This is a genomic window from Amycolatopsis sp. Poz14, from assembly GCF_006704225.1.
Classification (GTDB): domain Bacteria; phylum Actinomycetota; class Actinomycetes; order Mycobacteriales; family Pseudonocardiaceae; genus Amycolatopsis; species Amycolatopsis nivea.
In genome coordinates this window covers 2,310,801-2,329,020 of the sequence record NZ_JACLHD010000001.1, presented here as the reverse complement: position 1 = coordinate 2,329,020, position 18,220 = coordinate 2,310,801, and the positions used below count along the sequence as shown (strand labels likewise).

Here is an 18,220-nt window from a genome sequence, read left to right as displayed (position 1 = left end):
CGGTTGACGCACGCCTGCGTCAACCGATACGTTGACGACCATGACGGACTCCGTGCAGGCAATGGCCACCCGGTACTTCCGGCAACGCGAGAACCCCTTCCTCGCCGAACTGGTCCGCGCGGCGAGATCCGGCCGCCCGCCCGGCGAGGACCTGAGCGCCGAGGACGCGGCGGGCGCGTTGCACCTGGTCCCCGACGTCCGGCAAGACCTGGACCGCGCTGAGGTCACGCTGATCGAATCGGTCCTCGACCGCGGCTGGACCTGGGAACAGCTGGGGGCGGAGTACGGCAACCGGTCCAAACAGGCGATGCAGCAGCACTACCGGCGGCGCGGCGGGACGCGTTCCTGGCCGGCCAAGGAACGCCCGCCGCGCACCGAATCACCGCATCGGCTGACCGACGAGGATCTGGACCCGGCCGATGTCGCGAAGGTGCGCGAGGCGATCAGCGCGTTGCTCGCCACCGCGCACGACGTCGCCGAAACCCACACGGTCGACGGGGTGTGGACCGCGGGCGAACCGATCCTGGAGGAGATCTCGGCAGTCGGACTGGATCCGTTGCCCCGCCTGGAAGTCGCGTGCCGCACCGCCGCCGCGGCCATCGAGGACATGGTCGTCGCGGGCTGGGAACGCCGCGATCCGGGCCGGACCGAACGACAACGGCAGTCGTGGACGGTGCGGCTGGAGGACGAGATGCGGGACATGGCGTCCTGGCTCGATCGGGAACCGCAAGGGCGGCTTCTTCCGCGCGCCGATCGTCCGTTGACCGTCGGGACAACTACTGCTGAGCGAGCGGACCACGTGGAGATCGCCGCCAAGGACGTGCCAGAAGTGCAGGAATCGATCAGCCTGACGCTCTCGCGATTGGAAGCCCATCGCGCCGTGTTTGATCAGGTCATTGCCGAGTTGAAGGGACGCCAGGCCGAACTGTCCTAAGCGGATTCATCGGGACGGAAGCCATCGCCGTTCTTTGTCCCTCGCGAATGGCACCTCCGAGGCCAGCCCGCGCGGGATGAGCACCAGCGCTTCTCCGGCGAAGCTGACCCCGATCGCCAACTGGTAGGGCCTCGCCTGTTCGTGCATGCCGCATTTCACTGCCAGCACAGTGAATCCGATCGAGACGGCAACGCCGAGCACGAACAGCGCGAGGCTCGATTTCCGGTAGCGCTGCCACAGTTCGCCCTTCTTCGCATACAGCCGGATCGTCGCGCCGCGCGCCGCTCCGAAGGCGAGACCGACCACGCAGCTGCCGACAATCCACCACACGTCAGCGCTGGTCAGACCCTTGAACCCGACGACACCCGCGACGCCGATCGCGATCAGCACGATCGGCGGCGCGACGGTGTCACGCCAGTTCAACGGCTCCCCGAGCATCCGGAACACCAGCATCACTACGACACCGACTGCCAAGCTCACGAGTACCCATCCGCTCATCACGGACCCTCCCCCAGGACGCGTTTTAGCACTTGCATGCCAAATCCATCGTGGCACCACCGTGCTATAAACGCAACCATGCCCAAGATCGTGGTGCCGGAAGACCGCCGCAAAGCTGTCAGCGAAGCCGTGGTCCGGGTAGTGCGCCGCTCCGGGGTCGAAGGCGCGACGCTCGGCAACGTGGCCAAGGAAGCGGGCCTCGCGATCGGGTCGATCCGGCATTACTTCGCCGACCACGAAGCGATGATGATCTTCACCATGGACCAGCTCGGCCGCCGGATCGGCGAGCGCGTCGCGGTTCGCGCGGACCGGCTGCTCGCCGCCGAAACCGGTCGCCGGACGCTGGTCGAAGACCTGCTCGCCGAGTTCCTCCCGCTCGACGACGAACGCCGGGACGAGGCGATGGCCTGGCTGGCGTTCACCGTCGCCGCGCGCACCCGTCCGGCGTTTCGCGCGAGTGCCGACGCGCAGCACCAGAACCTGCGCGACCTGATCACGCGAATCCTGCGCGAGGCCGTCGCGCTCGGCCGGCTGCCCGGGGAACTGGACCTGACCGTCGAAGCGGTCCGCCTGTCCGCGCTGCTCGACGGACTGACCATGCAGGCGGTTCTGCACCCCGAATCGACGCCGCCGGAACTGCTCGTCACCGCGCTGCGGCGAAGCCTGCCGTAACCCCGGGTCCCTTGTGGACAAACCCCCGCGAGCGCGATTCATCGCTTGTGAACGCGCTGTGAATATTGCGAATTCCCTGTCGCCGCGGTGAGCGAAACCGCGGCGGTGCCAGTCATTTCCCCGCGGAACCGGCTGTGAACACTCACACCGCGTGCCGGAGCCGTTGCTCTGCGGGAGTGGGCGAGCACACAGTGATGCTCGGCCGGGGCATCCCGGCGAGCTCCCTTCCCCGTCTGGCACAAGGAGATTCGATGGATTACCGACCCACCCGGAGGACAGTCCGGATCACGGCGGCGACCGGGGCAGCCGCGCTTGCCGTGGCGTTGCTGCCGGGCACCGCGCTGGCCCAGTCGACCAACGACGCGCACCAGCCGAACGGCCTCATCAAGACCGCCACGCACACCCAGGTGCGCGAGGTCCAGCCGGTCGGCGGCGGCATGCGCGCCGCGGCGCTGCCCGTGTCGAAGCAGCTCGAATACAACCAGCAGGTGCAGGAAAACGACCAGTGGTGCTGGGCGGCGGACGGCTCCAGCATCGAGCAGTCGCAGGGCGGCACCGCCTCGCAGGCCGAGTTCTGCGCGGCGGGCAAGGGCACCCAGGCCGGGTACTGCCCGAACGAGGGCGGCCAGATCTACGAGATCGTGCAGGGCTTCCAGGGCACCGGGTTCTCCGCGCAGGACGCGAACGGGCCGATCAGCTACTCGTCGATCCAGAACCAGGTCAACTCCGGGATCCTGAACCTGACCGGCATCTACTGGACCTCCGGCGGCGGGCACGCCGAGGTGATCTACGGCTACGACAGCTCGAACCAGTCGCTGATGGTCGGCGACCCGTGGCCGAGCTACGAGCGGTACCAGACCTGGGACTACAACCAGTACCGCAGCAACGCCCAGTTCACCTGGAACGACACCATCGTCAACATCAAGAAGGGCTGACGAGCCGCCATGGGTGAGATCTGCCGGAAGTTCGCCGCCGGCGCGGCGATCGCGGTCGCGGCGCTCCTGTCCGCCGGTCCCGTCGAGGCCGCCGGGGCCTCGTGGGTCGCGCCGCCGTCGGAGCAGGACGTCGCGGCCGCGGTCAAAGCCGCGGAAACGACGCGCGCGATCAGTTTCGCCAAGTCGAACTTCCGGCAGGTCGGGCACGCCGATCCGGGCCGGATCACCCTGGAGCACAAGGGTTTCCCGGTCTACACGCTCAACCCGGACTTCGTCGCCGCGAAACCGGGAGCGCCGGCCGGGGTGCTGCGGGCGATCGCGGTGACGGCCACCGCGGCCACCGGCGCGAAAGCCACCCTCCGCGCCGCGCCCGACCACGCCGCGCCGACCGGCTGGTCGGTCGGGAACGTGTTGTCCGGCAACGACGAGGAGGCGCTCAGCGCCCGGCTGCGCCCGGGTTCGGTGCTGCTGAACGAACCGCAGATCAACGGGTGGTACGACCTCGGCCGCGACGGCGTCGTGCTGCTCCAGGCCAGCCTCCCGCAGTCGCCGGTCGGCCAGTTCATGCCGATCGCCGAGTACCAGCAGCAGGTGCACTCCCGGTACGCCGACAAGCAGCCCGGCTCGGATTACCAGCGCGGCGGCGGGCTCGGGTTCAAGCAGACCCTCCAGCGCGACACCGGACCGGCCGGTTCGCTGGTCGTCGGGCTGATCGTGCTCGGCTCCGCGGTGGTGCTCGGCGGCGCGTTCCTGGGGTGGCGCTGGAGGAAGCGGCGGATCAGTCCCAAATGAGGTCGACCCCGGCGATGCCCACGCCGAGTTCCTCGAAGTAGGCGCTGACCGTGTTCCCCGGCCCGCAGAACAGCGGCTCGCGGACCAGCAGTTCCAGGTCCTCCCTCGGCCGGACGGTCCGCAGGCAGCGCGCCGGCAGCGCGGCCGGGTCGAAGCGCAGCCGCAGCAGGTATGCCGACATGCGGGAGCGCACGACCCGGTGGAAATTCCCCGGCCGGACCGAGGCGGCGGGACGCAGGGTGAACCCGAACGTGTGCGTCTCCCCCTCGGCGAGGCCGCGGTCGAAGAGCAATTCGAACACCATTCCGGCCGACCGCGCGCTGCGCCGCACCCGCCCGACCCGGCAGCCGTCGACCGCGATGATCTCGGTCGCCGTGACGTCGCTGCCGTCCTCGTCCTGGTGCGTCACCAGGAAGCTGTCCGGGCCGGATCTTCGCGCGCGCACCACCATGGTCGACGAGATCTCCGCGGTCCGGCCTTGCGCACCGAGCGTCAGCACGTCGACCACCGTCGCGACGTCCAGGTCCGCGTTCTCCTCGACGCCGGGCGTTCCGCTCAACTCGTCGCGCAGCGCGAACGTCTCCGCCCAGCTCTGCTGGAGTTCCGGCAGCGACGGCCTGCGGTCGGCGTCCGCGCTGCGGTGCGGTCCGATCAGCACCACGAGGCTGTCCGGCGGCAGGTTCAGCACCGACTCCAGAGCGCGCACGACATCGAGCGACCGGGGCGCGGACGGGCTGCGCAAACCGCGCTGCCAGTAACTCAGCGTGGACTCGGCGACCGACACCCCGTGCGCGGCGAGATGCGCGCGGAGCCGCGACAGGGACAACCCGCGCCGGTCGACAGCCTCGGACAACGCACGGTGAAACGGGCCGGACCGGACTGTTCGCGCCGACCACCGGACCGCCAAGCTCTGCTGCTGCATCTGGCTTCCCCTGCTCGTGCCGAATAGCTGTTCAGCATGAGCAGTTCGTGAGCGAGCAACAACCGTCCATGGTCGAGAATCGGACAAATCACCCCGCTTGCGCGGGCTTAGCGGTCCCCGAGATCGCGCCAGACAGCCGCCAGAAGGCGCAACTGCTCGTCGTCCAGCCGGTCGAAGAACAGCGTCCGCAGGTCCTCGTGGTGGCGACGGCGGGCCTTGCGCATCAGCGCGCGGCCCTGCGCGGTCAGCACCGCGTCGAAGCTGCGGGCGTCCACCGCCGATTGGCGGCGCTCGATCAGCCCGCGGCCGGCGAGACGGTCGGCCAGCCGGGTGAAGCCGCCGGTGGACATCAGGCGGCGCTGAGCGAGGTCGGTCATCCGCATGCCCGCGTCGCCCGCCTCCGCCAGCAGGGCCAGCACGCTGTACTCCGCCATGCTCACGTTCAGCGGCGCGAGCCCGTCCGCCAGCGCGCGCCACAGCCGCTCGTGCGTGAAGAGGAACCCGCTCCACGCCTCCTGTTCCAGGTCTCGCAGCCCGTCGCTCGCCATGCCGACACGGTAACCGGGCCCGGCAAACGGGTGAGCACGGCCTTCGCCGGAAATAGTTGTCTGCGCAGACAGGTTAACCCGGACAGGCCCGGCCGCGGCGTGCGACCGGGCGCCGGAAAGGAGCACCGACGATGGCTGAACCGCAGAATCCCCCGGCCGCCGGACCGCGACCGTTCGAAATCGGCATCCTGACCTTCGCCGAACTCACCAAAGACCCGGTCACCGGGTCGCTCCCCTCGCCGCGCCAGCGGGCACGCGAGACGATCGAGCAGGCACAACTCGCCGACCAGGTCGGACTGGACGTCTTCGGCGCCGGCGAGCACCACCGCACCGACTTCGTCGGGTCCGCGCCCTCGGTCCTGCTCGCCGCGGCGGCCGAGCGAACCGAGCGGATCCGGCTGACCAGCGCGGTGACCGTGCTGAGTTCCGAGGACCCGGTGCGGGTGTGGGAGCAGTTCGCGACGATCGACCTGCTGTCCGCGGGCCGGGCCGAGATCATCGCGGGCCGCGGGTCGTACACCGAATCCTTCCCGCTCTTCGGCTACGACCTCGCCGATTACGCCGATCTCTTCCGCGAAAAGCTCGACCTCCTGCTGGCCATCCGCGAGCAGAACCCGTTGACCTGGAAGGGAAAGTTCCGGGCACCGCTCGATGACGCCGACATCGCGCCGCGCGCGGACGGCCTGCCGATCTGGGTGGGTGTCGGCGGGTCCGCGGCATCGGCGGTCAGCACCGGCCGGCGCGGGCTGCCGATGGCGATGGCGGCGCTGCTGGGACCGCTGACCCAGCACGAGCAGACCGCGGCGCTCTACCAGCAGGCGGCGCGGGAAGCCGGGCACGAGCCGGCGTCGCTCAGCATCAACGTGCACGGGTATGTCGGGCGCACTAGCCAGGAGGCGCGCGAAACCATGTATCCCTACTTCGCGCAGGGCATGCTGGAGAACAATCATCAGCGCGGGGTCGGGATGCGGATCTCCCGGTCCGCCTTCGAAGCGCAGGCGTCGCCCGGGTCGGCGCTGCTGGTGGGCAGTCCGGCGGAGCTGATCGAGAAACTGCTTGCCTACCACGAGGTCTACGGGCTGAACCGGGCGTTGATCCAGCTCGGGTTCGGCGGGATGCCGCAGAAGGAGCACCTCGCCGCGATCGAACGGCTCGGCACCGAGGTCGCCCCGGTGGTGCGGTGGGAGATCGCGTCGTGAGCGGGCTGCGGGTGGTGGTCGTCAACGGGAGCCCGAGCCGGCCGTCCAAGACGATGGGGTTGGTGGACGTCATCCTGGAAACGCTCGGCAAGCTGGTCCCCGTCGAGGCGTCCCGGATCGACGTGTACCGGCTGGGGCTCGGCGAAACCGTCGAACGCTCGGACGCGCCGCCCGAGGTCGAGGCCGCGTTGCGGAGCGCCGAAGAAGCCGACTTGCTGATCGCGGCGACGCCGGTGTTCCGCGGTTCGTATCCCGGGATGTTCAAGCAGTTCTTCGATCTGGTCGACCAATACGCGCTCGTCGACAAACCCGTCCTGCTTGCCGCGACCGGCGGCGGCGACCATCACGCACTCGTGCTGGAGCACGCGCTGCGGCCGTTGTTCGGGTTCTTCCAGGCCCTCACACTGCCGGTCGCGATCTTCGCGTCCAGCGGGGATTTCGACGGAACGGTGCTGTTGAATCCGCGCGTGCACGGGAGGATTCAGATCGCGCTCGAGTCCGCGGGCCGGTACCTTCCCGTGCCGAAGTAGTCCATCGCGAACTCCGTCAACCGTTGTGCCGCAGCGGAAAGGTACGCGTCCGCACGCTGCACCACGGTCAAGGTCCGATAGCAATCCGGAGCGTCCAGCTCCAGCCCGACGGCTGCCTCGTCCTTGGCGGCCTGTCGGGCGACCTCCGGCACCAGCCCGATCCCCAGCCCGCTCGCGATCAGCTGACCGGTCGCGCCGGGTTCGTCGCTCTCGCAGGAGTAGTTCGGTTCCAGCCCGGCTTCGGCGAAGAGGCGGTCGGAGAGGGTGCGCGGCCAGTAGCCGGGGCGCGTAGTCACCATGGGCTCGTTCGCGAGGTCCGCCATCCGCACGCGTTTGCGCCGCGCGAGCCGGTGCGTGCTCGGCACGGCGAGAATCACCTCCTCGCGCAGCAGTTCCCGCGCTTGGAGGCCCGGCTGCTGCAGCGGCTGCGAGGCGAAGCACAGATCGACCTCGCCCGCGCACAACTGCTGCGCCATGGTTTCCGCCGAGGATTGGTACAGCCGCAGTTCGACGCCGGGGTACTCCGCGCGGAAGGCGCTCATCAGGCCGGTGAGGGTGAGCAGGGTTTCCGACGCGACGGCGACCCGGCCGTGGTCCAGACCGGCCAGATCGACGAGTTCCTGGCGGGCGTCGTCGAGTTCGCGCAGGGCCCGGTCGACGCGGCGCAGGAACGTGGTGCCGAAGTGGTTGAGCCGCAGCCCCCGCCCGGCCCGCTCGAACAGCGGCACGCCGAGATCCGCCTCCAGCCGCGCGATCGCCCGGCTCAACGACGGCTGCGCGATGTGCAGCTCGGCCGCCGCCTGGCTGAGGTGGCCGCGGTAGGCGACCGCCTGGAAGTAGCGCAGTTGCAGCAGGTCCATCTCATAGCTCCGAGGTCATGAATACATGGCGATTCTGGTCTTGGACGGCATGAGAAGTTCAGCTTAGCGTCTGAACGGGGAAATTCTTACGCGCACTAGGGGGAACGGTGGCCGAAGCGGCCCGGACACGCGGGCGGACGTTGCTGGTGGTGATGCGGGTCGTCGTGACGGTGCACGCCGTCGCGATCCTGGGTCAGCCGGTGTTCGCCGGACGGTATTTGATCGGCGACTACAGCATGCTGGCGATGCACGAACTCGGCGCGAACATCGTGTCGACGGTCGCGCTGGTGCAGCTCGTGCCCGCCGCGCTGTATTGGTGGCGCGGCGGCGTCCAGTGGCCGTTCTGGGCGAGCCTGCTGCTGGCCGGCGGCGAGACCGCACAGTACTTCGCCGGGCAGGCCGGTGCCCTTGACCTGCACATTCCGCTCGGCGTCGCACTGGTCGCGATCGCGCTCGGGACGCTGTTCGGCATCTGGCGGACTGGGGCCCGGCGATGAGCGGGATGTCGCGCCGCCGGTTTCTCGGGCTGGCGGGCGGTGCCGGAGTGGTGCTCACGGCCGGGTTCGTCACCCCGCGGTTGTTGCGGCCGGCCGCGGCCACCGGCGAGCTGCTGACCAGCGAAGTGCCGCTGCCGCAACCGTTTCAGGTGCCGTTGCCGCTGCCGCCGGTGCTGAACCCGGTCTCCCGCGATGGCGGCGTCGACCGGTACGAAATCGTGCAACGGGCCAGCACCGCGGAAATTCTGCCTGGACTGCGCACTCCGATCTGGGGTTACCAAGGAACTTTCCCCGGGCCGACAATCGAATCCCGCAGCGGCCGGACGACGATTGTCCGGCACCGCAACGAACTTCCGGTCCCGACCGTCGTGCATCTCCACGGCGGGCGCACGCCACCGGAGTCCGACGGTTACGCCACTGACCTCGTGTTGCCCGCCGACGGCCGGTATCTCGCCGGTGCCGGACACGGGCATTCGGGGATGGCCGACCCGGACGCCGTCGTCACCACCGGCACCCGCGAGTACACGTATCCGTTGCAGCAAAAGGCCGCGATGCTCTGGTATCACGACCACCGAATGGATTTCACCGGTCCGGCCGTGTACCGCGGACTCGCTGGACTGCACATCGTCCGCGACGCCGAGGAAGACGCGTTGCCACTGCCGCGCGGCGAGCGAGAGATGCCGCTCATGATCACCGACCGCGCGTTCGCCGAAGACGGATCGATGCGATACCCGTCGTTGGATCCTTCGTTGCGAACCGTGCCGGGAGTGGAAGACGCTTACGCGGCAGGCGTTCTCGGCGACGTACTGCTGGTGAACGGCGCGCCATGGCCGGTCGCGGAAGTGTCGGCGACCCGGCATCGCCTGCGATTCCTCAACGGTTCCAACGCTCGCCGGTACGATCTCGCCCTCAACCCGCCGCCGCCGAGCGGACCCGCGTTCACGCAGATCGGGTCGGATCAAGGCTTGCTCGACGCCCCGCGCGGCCACGAGCACCTGCCGATCGCGCCTGCCGAACGGTACGACATGGTGGTCGACTTCGGCGCATATCCGGTGGGTACTGAGGTGACGCTGGTCAACCGTCTCGGAACCGGTTCCACCGCACAGGTAATGCGGTTCCGCGTCACCCGCCGGGCGAAAGACGACAGCCACATTCCGGCGAAACTGTCCGAAATGGAGCGACTCGACCGGGCACAAGCGACGGTGACCCGCGAGTTCGCGTTCCGAAGTGGACAGTTCAACGGCAGGCACGGCTGGACGATCGGCGGCGAGGCCTTCACTCCGACGAAGATCGCGGCTCAGCCGAAACTCGGCGACGTCGAGATCTGGCGGTTCGTCGCGGACCTGCACCATCCGATCCACCTGCATCTGGTGCACTTCCAAGTGCTTTCCCGCGGCGGCAAGGATCCCGCGCCGCACGACGCGGGCCGGAAGGACACTGTGGACCTTCGGCCCGGCGAAGCGGTCGAGGTGATCGCGCGATTCGACGGGTACCGCGGGCGGTACATGTTCCATTGCCACAACGCCGAGCACGAGGACATGGGGATGATGGCCACGTTCAAGACCGTTTAGCCCGGTCGCAACCAGGTTTTGACGCGTCGGCCGGTCGCGAACGCGCACACCAGCAGCGGCAGCACCCAGTCCGCGTCGATCAGGAAGAACGAGACCAGAGACGCGCCGCCCGGGTCGAGCACCCGGCTGCCGTCGATCGGCACGAACGCGACGACCATGGCGACCGCGACCACCAGCAGTCTGCTGCCCGCGCCGAGCAGCACGAGCGTCCGGCCGAGCGGGTTGCGCAGCGCCAGCAGCATCGCGCCGGCCAGGCAGCACACTCCGCAGAGGACCTGGCTGACGAGTCCGCCGAGCATGCTGACCGAAAGGGTGCCGTCGTCGGCGGGCATGTACATCGCGATCAACGACAGCGCGTCGACCGTGTCCCAGCGGCCGCTCGGCTGGACGGAGTCCACTGTGGCGGACGGCCAGATCAGGAACACCGTTTCGCGGACGGCAACCAGTACCGCGAACGCGATCGCGAGTGCCGCGCCCGCCGGTAACCGCCTCGTCCGCTCGACCGTTCGCTCCGCCACCAGGCCCCTCCTTCGCCACCGAGGCGGCAAACCTAGCCCGGTGCGGAGGGGACCGGTCCCGGACCGTCCGTGAAGGGCTCATTGAGGGAATCTGATTCCGGCAAGGAGCCCTTCACGGACCGGCTGCGGGGCTATGCGAGTGTGGCGGCCAGCCGGTATCCGGCTCCGGCGACCGTCTCGATCACCGGCGGCGAGCCCAGCTTCCGCCGCAACGTCATCACCGTGACCCGCACCGTGTTGGTGAACGGGTCGGCGTGCTCGTCCCACGCTTTCTCCAGAAGCTGCTCCGCGCTCACCACCGTCCCGTCGGCTCGCATCAGGACCTCCAGCACCGCGAACTCCTTCGGAGACAACGGCAGGAAGCGACCGTCGCGGGAGGCCTGGTGCCGGGGCAGATCGAGGACCAGACCGGCCGCCTCCAGCACCGGCGGCAGCGCCGGACGCGCCCGGCGGGCCAATGCGTGCACCCGGGCGACCAGCTCCGCGAAGACGAACGGTTTGGTCAGGTAGTCGTCCGCGCCGAGGTTCAGTCCTTCGATGCGGTCGGTGACGTCGGCGGCCGAGGTGAGCATGAGGACCCGGGTCTCGCCGCCCGCGTCGACGATCGCCGCGCAGACCTCGTCGCCGTGCACGGTCGGCAGGTCTCGGTCCAGGACGACGACGTCGTACGCGTGCACGGCGACGCGTTCGAGGGCCTCGCCGCCGTCGTAGCAGACGTCCACCGCGATGGAATAGCGGCGCAGTCCTTCGGCAATCGAATCCGCGAGGAGCGGCTCGTCCTCGACAATCAGTACCCGCATTCGATCATCATGCCCTGAACGGCGATAAAGCCGAGATAAGGATCAAGCGGGCAGCCGCACCTCGACCGTCAAACCGCCGTTCGGATTCGCCCGCGCGGAGACGTCCCCGTCGTGCGCGCGAGCGACCGAACGCACAATCGACAGCCCCAGTCCGGAATGGTCCGCCGCTCCGGTGCGATCCGGTTTTCCCCGCCGGAAGGGTTCGAACAAGCCCGCGACCTGGTTGTCGTCCACATTGGACCCGGAATTGCGGACGCTCAGCGCGGGTGTCGCGCCGATGGTGATCGAGACCCAGCCGTCCGGGATGTTGTAGCTGATCGCGTTGCTCACCAGGTTCAGCACCAGGCGTTCGAGCAGCACGGCATCGCCGACCACCGTACGCGCGCGCAGTCGGGTCTCCATGGTCACGCCAGCCTCTTTCGCCTGCGCGGCAGTGAGTTTCACTACGGAACGGACCACTTTGTCCAGTCGCACCGGAGCCCGGGCACTCAGGCCGCGATCACTGCGCGCGAGCACCAACAATCCTTCGATCAGCCGTTCGCTGCGTTCGTTGGTCTGCAGCAAATGCGCGCCCAGTTTGGTCAGCACCGGTCCGGCGTCGGGGTTTTCCAACGCGACTTCGATCAGCGTCCGCTGCACCGCGAGCGGAGTGCGCAACTCGTGGGACGCGTTGGCTACAAACCGTTTCTGGCTGTCGAACGAACCGGCGAGACGGTCCAGCATGCTGTCGAAAGTGTCGGCGAGTTCCTTCAATTCGTCACGCGGGCCGTCGAGGTTGATGCGCTGATCGAGCTTCCCGGCTTCGAGCCGCCGCGCGGTCGAGGTGATCGTGTGCAACGGCCGCAGCGCGCGTCCGGCCATGAACCAGCCGAACAGCAACGCCAGCGCGGCGGTGACCACCAGCGCGATCGCCGACGCGAGGACCAAAGTGGACATTGTCGAACTGCGGTAATCGGTGAGCACCGCAGTCGCCACTTTCTCCGCGGAAGCGGGGACGGTCTGCATCGGGATCGTCGTCGCCTCCATCGGGACCGATTCGACGTCGGCGGCGACCTGGCTCAGCTTCAGCGAGGCTCCGTCGCCGAGATACTGCGCGGGCGCGGGCAGTTCGTTGCTGACGACGGTGTAGGTCACCACCACCAGCACGAGCCCGGCCAGCAGGAAGAACCCGCCGTACAGCGCGGTGAGCCGGGTCCGCACGGACAGCCGCAGCGGCCCCCGGCGCGGGCCTGCGCTCTTCTCGGCCAAGGGTCCTCCCAGGTCGTGGCTGCCGACAGTCTGTCCTATCCGGGCATAAGGAGAGGATAAACAAGATCGCTTAACGAGCCTGTATCGCCGCGTCGGTACTACTGGGCCACCGGCGGGAACGACCCGCCCGAGCGAAGGAGAATCCCGATGCGGAAAGCACGTCTGGCGGCTGTCGGAGCCGGACTCGCGCTGGCGCTGCTCACCGGGTGTTCGTCCGGGGAAACCGCGCCGCAGGTGCCGTCGATCTCCAGCCCGAAGGCAAGCCCGCAGCAGGACGCCGCCGCCGGAAAAGCCGATCCCGCAGCGGACCGGGACGCGATGCGCGCCTACGCGAAATGCATGCGCGAACACGGCGTCGACACACCGGATCCGGGCGAGAACGAAGCCCCGACCATCAATTTCTCCAACGATCCCAAGACCATGGCGGCCCTCGACGCCTGCAAGAAGCTGCTGCCGGGCGGCGGAATGCCGAAGAAGCTCACGCCGGAGGAACTGGACAAGGCCCGGAAGGACGCCAAATGCATGCGCGAGCATGGCGTCGACATGCCGGATCCGGACGCGAACGGCGGCGCACAGGCGCTGCCGATGAAGGACGACGGGACCAAATTCGAGGAAGCGCTCAAGGCGTGCGGAATGGGAATGGCCGGAAAGTGACCGGGAAACGAGGACGCTGGTTCATCGCCGCGGGAGCGACGGTCGTCGTGCTCGGCACGACCTCGGCGGTCGTGCTGACCCACGTCGCCTCCGGCGGCGAACCAGCCGCGGCGGCGAAGCCGGTGGCGACCGCCGAAGTGACCAAATCGGACTTGAAGGAAGAGGAGAACGCGACCGGGAAACTCGGCTACGGCAAGGAATCCGCGCTGAGCGGCAAGAAGAACGGCACCGTGACCTGGCTGCCCGGTCGAGGCGACGTGCTCGGCCGCGGCAAGACGGCGTACACAGTGGACGCCAAGCCGGTGCCGCTGTTCTACGGAACCCTGCCGTTCTATCGCGTGCTGAACGACGGCGTGGACAAAGGACCGGACGTCAAAGAGCTTGAAGAGAACCTGAAAGCACTGGGATACGGCGGTTTCGGCACCCCGGACGAGAAGTTCACCTCCGCGACCGCGACCGCGCTCAAACGCTGGCAGAAATCACTCGGCTTGGCACAGACCGGGACGTTCGATCCGGCCGACGTCGTGCTGGCCCCCGGCGAGATCCGGGTGTCGTCGGCGACCGGCCAGCTCGGCGGCCCCGGCGCGGGCGAGGTTTTCAAGTACACCGGCACGGCCCGCGTCGTGGAGGCCGATTTGGACGCGACCAAGCAGAGCGTCGCGGTCAAGGGCGCGAAGGTGTCCGTCTCGCTCAACGGCCGCACGCTGACCGGCACGATCACCGATCTCGGCGACACCGCCGCGGAGGACAAGGAAACCGGCAAGGCGAAGGTCACTGTCCAGATCCAGGTGGACGACCCGGCTGCTGCCGGAGACGTCGTCGACGTTCCGGTATCGGTGCGGTTCACCAAGGAGGCCCACCAGGACGTCCTGGTGGTGCCGGTCGGCGCGCTGGTCGCGCTCGCCGAGGGCGGATACGCGGTCGAGGTCGACGAACAGGGCAAGCGGCGGCTGGTCGGCGTCGAGACTGGGTTGTTTTCGGGCGGGCAGGTCGAGGTCAAGGCCGCCGGTCTGCACGCGGGCCAGCGGGTGGTGACCACGTCATGATCCCCGTGCTGGCCGCGTATCGGGTGTCGCGCACCTACGGCGGGAACGTGCCCGCATTGCGGAATGTCTCACTGTCCTTTTCGGACGGAGAGATGGCGGCGATCGTCGGACCGTCCGGTTCGGGAAAATCCACGCTGCTGCAACTGATGGGCACGCTCGACCGGCCGACGGAAGGCCGGATCGAGATCCGCGGACACGACGTCGCGCAGCTGTCCGACCGCAAACTCGCCGCGCTGCGCTCGCGGTGGATCGGGTTCGTGTTCCAGCAATTCTTCCTGGACGACGGCGAGACCGCGGTGAACAACGTGTGCAGCGGCCTGCTGTACAGCGGAGTCCCGAAACGAAAACGCCGGACGCGAGCGCTGGAAGCCCTCGACCGGGTCGGGCTCGGACATCGCGCCGGACACCTGCCAGGCGAACTGTCCGGCGGCGAACGGCAGCGAGTCGCGATCGCCCGGGCGGTCGTGAACACGCCGCCGATCCTGCTCGCCGACGAACCAACCGGAAACCTCGACACCGGCAATGGCGCGGCAGTGCTGTCCTTGCTCGCGGAGCTGAATGCTGGCGGCACCACGGTCGTGCTCATCACGCACGACCGGGAAATCGCGGCCGGAATGCCGCGGCGAATCGAGATCCTCGACGGGGAATTACGCCTCGACACTGGTGCGGCCGACCTGGCGGTGCCGCAATGAGCGCGCCCGGAGCGGATCGGCTCGGTGCCGCCGACCCGCCCCACGCCGCTGCCGACCGCAAACTCCACCCCACCACCGCACCCGGCAAGGGCATCCCAATGACCGCACCCAGCCCGACGCAGCCCGGTCCCGCCGACCCGCCGCACACCCGCCGACACCACCACCGCCCCGACTGGAACGCCGTAACGACCGCACCCAGCCCGAACCAGCCCGACCCCGCCAACCCGCCGCACACCCACCGACACCACCACCGCCCCAGCCGGAGCACCGCAATAACCGCACCCAACCCGAAACAGCCCCACCCCGCCGACCCGCCGCACACCCACCGACACCACCACCGCCCCAGCCGGAGCACCGCAATAACCGCACCCAGTCCGAACCAGCCCGACCCGCCCCGCACCAAAGCCCCGCACACCCCTGCCGACAGCAGACCCCGCCCCAGCACAACCCACCCGGCAGGAGCACCCCAATGACCGCACCAGCCCCACCCAGCCCGACCCGGCTCGGTCCTGCCGATCTGCTTTCCCTTGGCGCGCACGGAATGCGCACCCGCCCGCTGCGCGCGATGCTGTCCGCGCTCGGCATCGCCATCGGGGTCGCGGCGATGGTCGCCGTGCTGGCCATTCCGGCGTCGGCGGACCAGGCGCTGCAGGACAAGCTCGCCGCGATGGGCACCAATCTGCTCCGCGCCGAGGCCGGGCAGACGCTCATGGGCGGTTCGGCGAAGCTGCCCGACTCGGCGGTCCCGATGGTGCGGCGGATCGCGCCGGTCGAGGGGGCGGTGGAGGTCGGCAAGGTCAACGCCAAGGTGTACCGCAACGACCGGGTCGGCAAGGACGATTCGGCGGGCGTTTCGGTGTTCGCCGCGCGGCCGGATCTGCTGCCGGTGCTCGGCGGGAAGGTCCGGACTGGGACGTTCCTCGGCCCGGCGAACCAGCGCTTCCCGGCGGTCGTGCTCGGGTCGGAGGCGGCGTCGAGGCTCGGCATCGACCACCTCGATCCGACGCGGCCGCCGCAGGTCCTGATCGGTTCGGCGTGGTTCAGCGTCGTCGGGATTCTCGCGCCGATGCCGCTCGCGCCGGAGGTCGAACGGTCGGTGCTGATCGGCTGGGACGTCGCCAAGCAGGTCTTCGGCTTCGACGGCCATCCGAGCACGGTGTACCTGCGCGCGCGGGAATCGCAGGTCAACGCGGTCCGCTCGGTGCTCGCCGCGACGATCAACCCGGCCGCGCCGAACGAGGTGGCGGTCGAGCGGCCGTCCGACGCGCTCGCCGCGCAGCAGCTGACCAAGAACACCTACGGCGCGCTGTTCCTCGGCCTCGGCGGGGTGGCGCTGCTGGTCGGCGGCGTCGGCGTGGCGAACACAATGGTGATCTCGGTGCTGGAGCGCAGACGCGAGATCGGATTGCGCCGCGCGCTCGGGGCGACCAGGGGCCAGGTCCGCGGACAGTTCCTCGCCGAATCGGTGCTGCTGTCCGGGTTGGGCGGGCTCGTCGGGGTGGTGCTCGGGGTCGGCGCGACCGCCGGGTACGCGCTCAGCCAGGGCTGGCCCACGGTGCTGCCGCCGGTCGCGCTCGCCGGCGGGGTGGCGGTTTCGGCCGCGGTCGGCGCGATCGCCGGGGCGTATCCGGCGATGCGGGCGGCGCGGCTTCCCCCTGCTCAGGCGCTCGCCTGACCCAGTGGTCGGCCCACAGGACCGGATCGCGTGAACGCCACCCGGTCGTGCGGGCAATTACCACCGCTGGACTCCCGTCTAGTGCTATCGTGCAACTAAGGTTACAAGCACTAACGTTCGATTAAGTCCTTAACTGCTGCTGAGGTACCGCAGGCACTACCGCGCCCGGGCAGCGCGGGGGATCGACCTCGCGCGCTGGATCGCGGATCCTCGGCTCAGCGGAGGATGCGGCGCGGAACGACTGGTCTGTGAGCTGACATGAGCGCATTGCCCGAACGAGTGGCGATCATCGCCAACGACCCGATCAGCGGCGAAGGAGCCGCGGCCTACCTGCGCGGCACGCCCCGGTACGCCGTGATGGCTCCCAGCGAGGTCCCGCGCGCGGACGTCCTGCTCGTGATCGTGCCGGAGGTCCGAGAGAAAACCCTGGCCGACCTGGCGCGGATCCGGCGGACCGCGTTCGTCGCGGACGTGCGCGCGGTGCTGGTCGCGGACCGGATCGAGAAGGCCGAACTGGGCAGGCTCGGCGGATTCGGCCTGTCCGCGGTGCTGTACCGCGGTTCCGCGACGCGCGAGAAGATCCTCGAAGCGCTGGCCGCCCGCGTGCCGGCGGCCGAGCCGGAAGACGTCCGCGCGACCCGGCTGACGAACGAGTTCCACACCAGCGAGGGCGAGGCCAGGTACCCGCGCGGCTTCCTCGACCGGCACCGGCTGCAGAGCCGCGAGGTGGAGATCCTCGGCCTGCTCGCGGACGGTTTCGGCACGGTCGAAATCGCCGACCGGATGGCGTATTCGGAGCGGACGATCAAGAACATCATCAGCACGCTGCTGGTCCGGTTCGATCTGCGGAACCGCTCGCACGCGGTCGCGTACGCCCTGCGGACGGGCATCATCTGAACGCCCCTCAGATCGCGCCGTTGCGGAGCGCGTAGGCGACCGCGTGCGTCCGGTTGCGCAACTCGAGACGCTGCGACAGATCGTGGATCACCTTCTTCACCGCGCGTTCGGAGAAGTTGATTTTCTCCGCGGTTTCCGCCGTGTCGAGGCCTTCGGCCAGCAGCCGCAGCACGTCGATTTCCCGTTGCGTCAGGCCGGAACTGTGCTTCGGCCGCGGCTCGATCGGCCGGCGGAAATGGCTGAGCAGCGTGCCCAGCGCCGCCGGGGGCAGGATTCCGCCGCCGCGCGAAGCGGTCAGCACCGCGGCGGCCAGCTGCTCGCTCGACGTGCGCTCGCGGTTCAGCAGGGCGACCACGTTGCACTCCACCGCGGTCAGCACCGCCGAGCCCGCCGCCGGCTCGTCGACGAGCAGCACCACCGGAGCGTCCACAGTGGCCTTGAGCCCGCGCAACGCCGACGTCACCTCCACCGACAGCAGCTCGGCCGCGACGATGATCACGTCCACCTCGTCAGTCACGACGGAAAACTCCGGCCGCGCCTGCAGCCAGCTCCGGATCCCGTTGTCGGTAAGGGGATCCGAGGCTCGAATGAGCACCCGGACCGCTGTCTCGTGCACCGCCGTCCCGTTCATCCCCGCTCCCCCCTGCCCTCCCGGTCGCCCGAACCTAAGGCCCCGGCGGGACGACCGGCGATCCCGCGCGGGGTACAGATCAGGTACAGCCAGCTGTACCG

The 18,220-nt window shown here is 69.2% G+C and carries 21 protein-coding genes; 13 read left to right on the top strand and 8 right to left on the bottom strand.

The window, feature by feature from the left end; all coding sequences use genetic code 11:
* Nucleotides 1-40: 40 nt before the first annotated feature.
* Nucleotides 41-934, top strand: coding sequence for a hypothetical protein (locus FKO37_RS11405; RefSeq protein WP_238604436.1), 894 nt, complete (start codon nucleotides 41-43; stop codon nucleotides 932-934).
* A gap of 6 nt (nucleotides 935-940) precedes the next feature.
* Here the strand turns inward: FKO37_RS11405 and FKO37_RS11400 are convergent, their stop codons facing one another.
* Complete coding sequence (locus FKO37_RS11400) at nucleotides 941-1,432, bottom strand: DUF1453 domain-containing protein (protein ID WP_238604435.1); 492 nt, start codon at nucleotides 1,430-1,432, stop codon at nucleotides 941-943.
* A 78-nt stretch (nucleotides 1,433-1,510) separates the two neighbouring features.
* Here FKO37_RS11400 and FKO37_RS11395 point away from each other — a divergent pair, with 78 nt between their 5' ends.
* The 3 genes from FKO37_RS11395 to FKO37_RS11385 all read left to right on the top strand — a co-directional run bounded on the left by FKO37_RS11395 (nucleotide 1,511) and on the right by FKO37_RS11385 (nucleotide 3,831).
* A complete protein-coding gene (locus FKO37_RS11395; RefSeq protein WP_043832696.1) occupies nucleotides 1,511-2,104 on the top strand; it encodes a TetR/AcrR family transcriptional regulator in 594 nt (197 codons plus the stop codon).
* A gap of 251 nt (nucleotides 2,105-2,355) precedes the next feature.
* Entirely contained in the window at nucleotides 2,356-3,039 is a 684-nt protein-coding gene (locus FKO37_RS11390; protein WP_238604434.1) for a papain-like cysteine protease family protein, read from the top strand.
* A gap of 9 nt (nucleotides 3,040-3,048) precedes the next feature.
* Nucleotides 3,049-3,831, top strand: coding sequence for a hypothetical protein (locus FKO37_RS11385; RefSeq protein ID WP_238604433.1), 783 nt, complete (start codon nucleotides 3,049-3,051; stop codon nucleotides 3,829-3,831).
* Here FKO37_RS11385 and FKO37_RS11380 read toward each other — a convergent pair.
* The gene (locus FKO37_RS11380) at nucleotides 3,818-4,753 is read right to left on the bottom strand and encodes a helix-turn-helix transcriptional regulator (protein WP_051729262.1); all 936 of its coding nucleotides are present in this window, start codon (nucleotides 4,751-4,753) and stop codon (nucleotides 3,818-3,820) included. The two genes, FKO37_RS11385 and FKO37_RS11380, sit on opposite strands and share 14 nt — an antisense overlap.
* A gap of 107 nt (nucleotides 4,754-4,860) precedes the next feature.
* The gene (locus FKO37_RS11375) at nucleotides 4,861-5,301 is read right to left on the bottom strand and encodes a MarR family winged helix-turn-helix transcriptional regulator (RefSeq protein WP_238604432.1); all 441 of its coding nucleotides are present in this window, start codon (nucleotides 5,299-5,301) and stop codon (nucleotides 4,861-4,863) included.
* 131 nt (nucleotides 5,302-5,432) lie between these two features.
* On the opposite strand from FKO37_RS11375, the gene FKO37_RS11370 reads away from it, so the two are divergent.
* The gene (locus FKO37_RS11370) at nucleotides 5,433-6,500 is read left to right on the top strand and encodes an LLM class flavin-dependent oxidoreductase (RefSeq protein WP_238604431.1); all 1,068 of its coding nucleotides are present in this window, start codon (nucleotides 5,433-5,435) and stop codon (nucleotides 6,498-6,500) included.
* Nucleotides 6,497-7,030, top strand: a complete 534-nt coding sequence (locus tag FKO37_RS11365) for an NAD(P)H-dependent oxidoreductase (protein WP_205673075.1) — start codon at nucleotides 6,497-6,499, stop codon at nucleotides 7,028-7,030. The genes FKO37_RS11370 and FKO37_RS11365 overlap by 4 nt, the downstream gene beginning before the upstream one ends.
* Here FKO37_RS11365 and FKO37_RS11360 read toward each other — a convergent pair.
* Nucleotides 6,982-7,890: a LysR family transcriptional regulator gene (locus tag FKO37_RS11360; RefSeq protein WP_037816965.1), complete on the bottom strand. Its 909-nt coding sequence runs from the start codon at nucleotides 7,888-7,890 to the stop codon at nucleotides 6,982-6,984. The genes FKO37_RS11365 and FKO37_RS11360 overlap by 49 nt on opposite strands.
* Nucleotides 7,891-7,997: 107 nt before the next feature.
* Between FKO37_RS11360 and FKO37_RS11355 the strand changes: the two genes are divergently transcribed.
* Complete coding sequence (locus FKO37_RS11355; RefSeq protein WP_205670168.1) at nucleotides 7,998-8,387, top strand: hypothetical protein; 390 nt, start codon at nucleotides 7,998-8,000, stop codon at nucleotides 8,385-8,387.
* Nucleotides 8,384-9,958: a multicopper oxidase family protein gene (locus FKO37_RS11350; RefSeq protein WP_134728182.1), complete on the top strand. Its 1,575-nt coding sequence runs from the start codon at nucleotides 8,384-8,386 to the stop codon at nucleotides 9,956-9,958. Before FKO37_RS11355 ends, FKO37_RS11350 begins: the two co-directional genes overlap by 4 nt.
* On the opposite strand, the gene FKO37_RS11345 is transcribed toward FKO37_RS11350, so the two are convergent.
* From FKO37_RS11345 to FKO37_RS11335, 3 genes are all read right to left on the bottom strand, one after another.
* Nucleotides 9,955-10,476: a hypothetical protein gene (locus FKO37_RS11345; RefSeq protein WP_238604430.1), complete on the bottom strand. Its 522-nt coding sequence runs from the start codon at nucleotides 10,474-10,476 to the stop codon at nucleotides 9,955-9,957. The two genes, FKO37_RS11350 and FKO37_RS11345, sit on opposite strands and share 4 nt — an antisense overlap.
* A gap of 131 nt (nucleotides 10,477-10,607) precedes the next feature.
* The gene (locus tag FKO37_RS11340; protein ID WP_238604429.1) at nucleotides 10,608-11,276 is read right to left on the bottom strand and encodes a response regulator transcription factor; all 669 of its coding nucleotides are present in this window, start codon (nucleotides 11,274-11,276) and stop codon (nucleotides 10,608-10,610) included.
* Nucleotides 11,277-11,318: 42 nt separating this feature from the next.
* Entirely contained in the window at nucleotides 11,319-12,524 is a 1,206-nt protein-coding gene (locus tag FKO37_RS11335) for a HAMP domain-containing sensor histidine kinase (RefSeq protein WP_238604428.1), read from the bottom strand.
* A 147-nt stretch (nucleotides 12,525-12,671) separates the two neighbouring features.
* Between FKO37_RS11335 and FKO37_RS11330 the strand changes: the two genes are divergently transcribed.
* The 5 genes from FKO37_RS11330 to FKO37_RS11310 all read left to right on the top strand — a co-directional run bounded on the left by FKO37_RS11330 (nucleotide 12,672) and on the right by FKO37_RS11310 (nucleotide 17,488).
* Entirely contained in the window at nucleotides 12,672-13,178 is a 507-nt protein-coding gene (locus FKO37_RS11330) for a hypothetical protein (RefSeq protein WP_037816974.1), read from the top strand.
* Complete coding sequence (locus tag FKO37_RS11325; RefSeq protein WP_238604427.1) at nucleotides 13,175-14,224, top strand: peptidoglycan-binding protein; 1,050 nt, start codon at nucleotides 13,175-13,177, stop codon at nucleotides 14,222-14,224. Before FKO37_RS11330 ends, FKO37_RS11325 begins: the two co-directional genes overlap by 4 nt.
* On the top strand, nucleotides 14,221-14,916 hold the full coding sequence (locus FKO37_RS11320; RefSeq protein WP_238604426.1) for an ABC transporter ATP-binding protein: 696 nt from the start codon (nucleotides 14,221-14,223) through the stop codon (nucleotides 14,914-14,916). Before FKO37_RS11325 ends, FKO37_RS11320 begins: the two co-directional genes overlap by 4 nt.
* Before the next feature lie 469 nt (nucleotides 14,917-15,385).
* Nucleotides 15,386-16,591 carry an ABC transporter permease gene (locus tag FKO37_RS11315; RefSeq protein WP_238604425.1) on the top strand — a complete coding sequence of 402 codons (1,206 nt, stop codon included), beginning with the start codon at nucleotides 15,386-15,388 and terminating at the stop codon, nucleotides 16,589-16,591.
* Between the two features lie 258 nt (nucleotides 16,592-16,849).
* Entirely contained in the window at nucleotides 16,850-17,488 is a 639-nt protein-coding gene (locus tag FKO37_RS11310) for a LuxR C-terminal-related transcriptional regulator (protein ID WP_238604424.1), read from the top strand.
* Between the two features lie 7 nt (nucleotides 17,489-17,495).
* On the opposite strand, the gene FKO37_RS11305 is transcribed toward FKO37_RS11310, so the two are convergent.
* Entirely contained in the window at nucleotides 17,496-18,119 is a 624-nt protein-coding gene (locus FKO37_RS11305; RefSeq protein WP_238604423.1) for a response regulator transcription factor, read from the bottom strand.
* Nucleotides 18,120-18,220: the final 101 nt, after the last annotated feature.

Excerpts from the sequence above, each read along its gene's own strand:
- FKO37_RS11360 (WP_037816965.1), bottom strand. The coding sequence starts at position 7,890 with ATGGACCTGCTGCAACTGCGCTACTTCCAGGCGGTCGCCTACCGCGGC.
- FKO37_RS11380 (WP_051729262.1), bottom strand. The coding sequence starts at position 4,753 with ATGCAGCAGCAGAGCTTGGCGGTCCGGTGGTCGGCGCGAACAGTCCGG.
- FKO37_RS11395 (WP_043832696.1), top strand. The coding sequence starts at position 1,511 with ATGCCCAAGATCGTGGTGCCGGAAGACCGCCGCAAAGCTGTCAGCGAA.
- FKO37_RS11340 (WP_238604429.1), bottom strand. The coding sequence starts at position 11,276 with ATGCGGGTACTGATTGTCGAGGACGAGCCGCTCCTCGCGGATTCGATT.
- FKO37_RS11385 (WP_238604433.1), top strand. The coding sequence starts at position 3,049 with ATGGGTGAGATCTGCCGGAAGTTCGCCGCCGGCGCGGCGATCGCGGTC.
- FKO37_RS11370 (WP_238604431.1), top strand. The coding sequence starts at position 5,433 with ATGGCTGAACCGCAGAATCCCCCGGCCGCCGGACCGCGACCGTTCGAA.
- FKO37_RS11310 (WP_238604424.1), top strand. The coding sequence starts at position 16,850 with ATGAGCGCATTGCCCGAACGAGTGGCGATCATCGCCAACGACCCGATC.
- FKO37_RS11330 (WP_037816974.1), top strand. The coding sequence starts at position 12,672 with ATGCGGAAAGCACGTCTGGCGGCTGTCGGAGCCGGACTCGCGCTGGCG.
- FKO37_RS11350 (WP_134728182.1), top strand. The coding sequence starts at position 8,384 with ATGAGCGGGATGTCGCGCCGCCGGTTTCTCGGGCTGGCGGGCGGTGCC.
- FKO37_RS11320 (WP_238604426.1), top strand. The coding sequence starts at position 14,221 with ATGATCCCCGTGCTGGCCGCGTATCGGGTGTCGCGCACCTACGGCGGG.
- FKO37_RS11390 (WP_238604434.1), top strand. The coding sequence starts at position 2,356 with ATGGATTACCGACCCACCCGGAGGACAGTCCGGATCACGGCGGCGACC.
- FKO37_RS11400 (WP_238604435.1), bottom strand. The coding sequence starts at position 1,432 with ATGAGCGGATGGGTACTCGTGAGCTTGGCAGTCGGTGTCGTAGTGATG.
- FKO37_RS11305 (WP_238604423.1), bottom strand. The coding sequence starts at position 18,119 with ATGAACGGGACGGCGGTGCACGAGACAGCGGTCCGGGTGCTCATTCGA.
- FKO37_RS11405 (WP_238604436.1), top strand. The coding sequence starts at position 41 with ATGACGGACTCCGTGCAGGCAATGGCCACCCGGTACTTCCGGCAACGC.
- FKO37_RS11315 (WP_238604425.1), top strand. The coding sequence starts at position 15,386 with ATGACCGCACCAGCCCCACCCAGCCCGACCCGGCTCGGTCCTGCCGAT.
- FKO37_RS11375 (WP_238604432.1), bottom strand. The coding sequence starts at position 5,301 with ATGGCGAGCGACGGGCTGCGAGACCTGGAACAGGAGGCGTGGAGCGGG.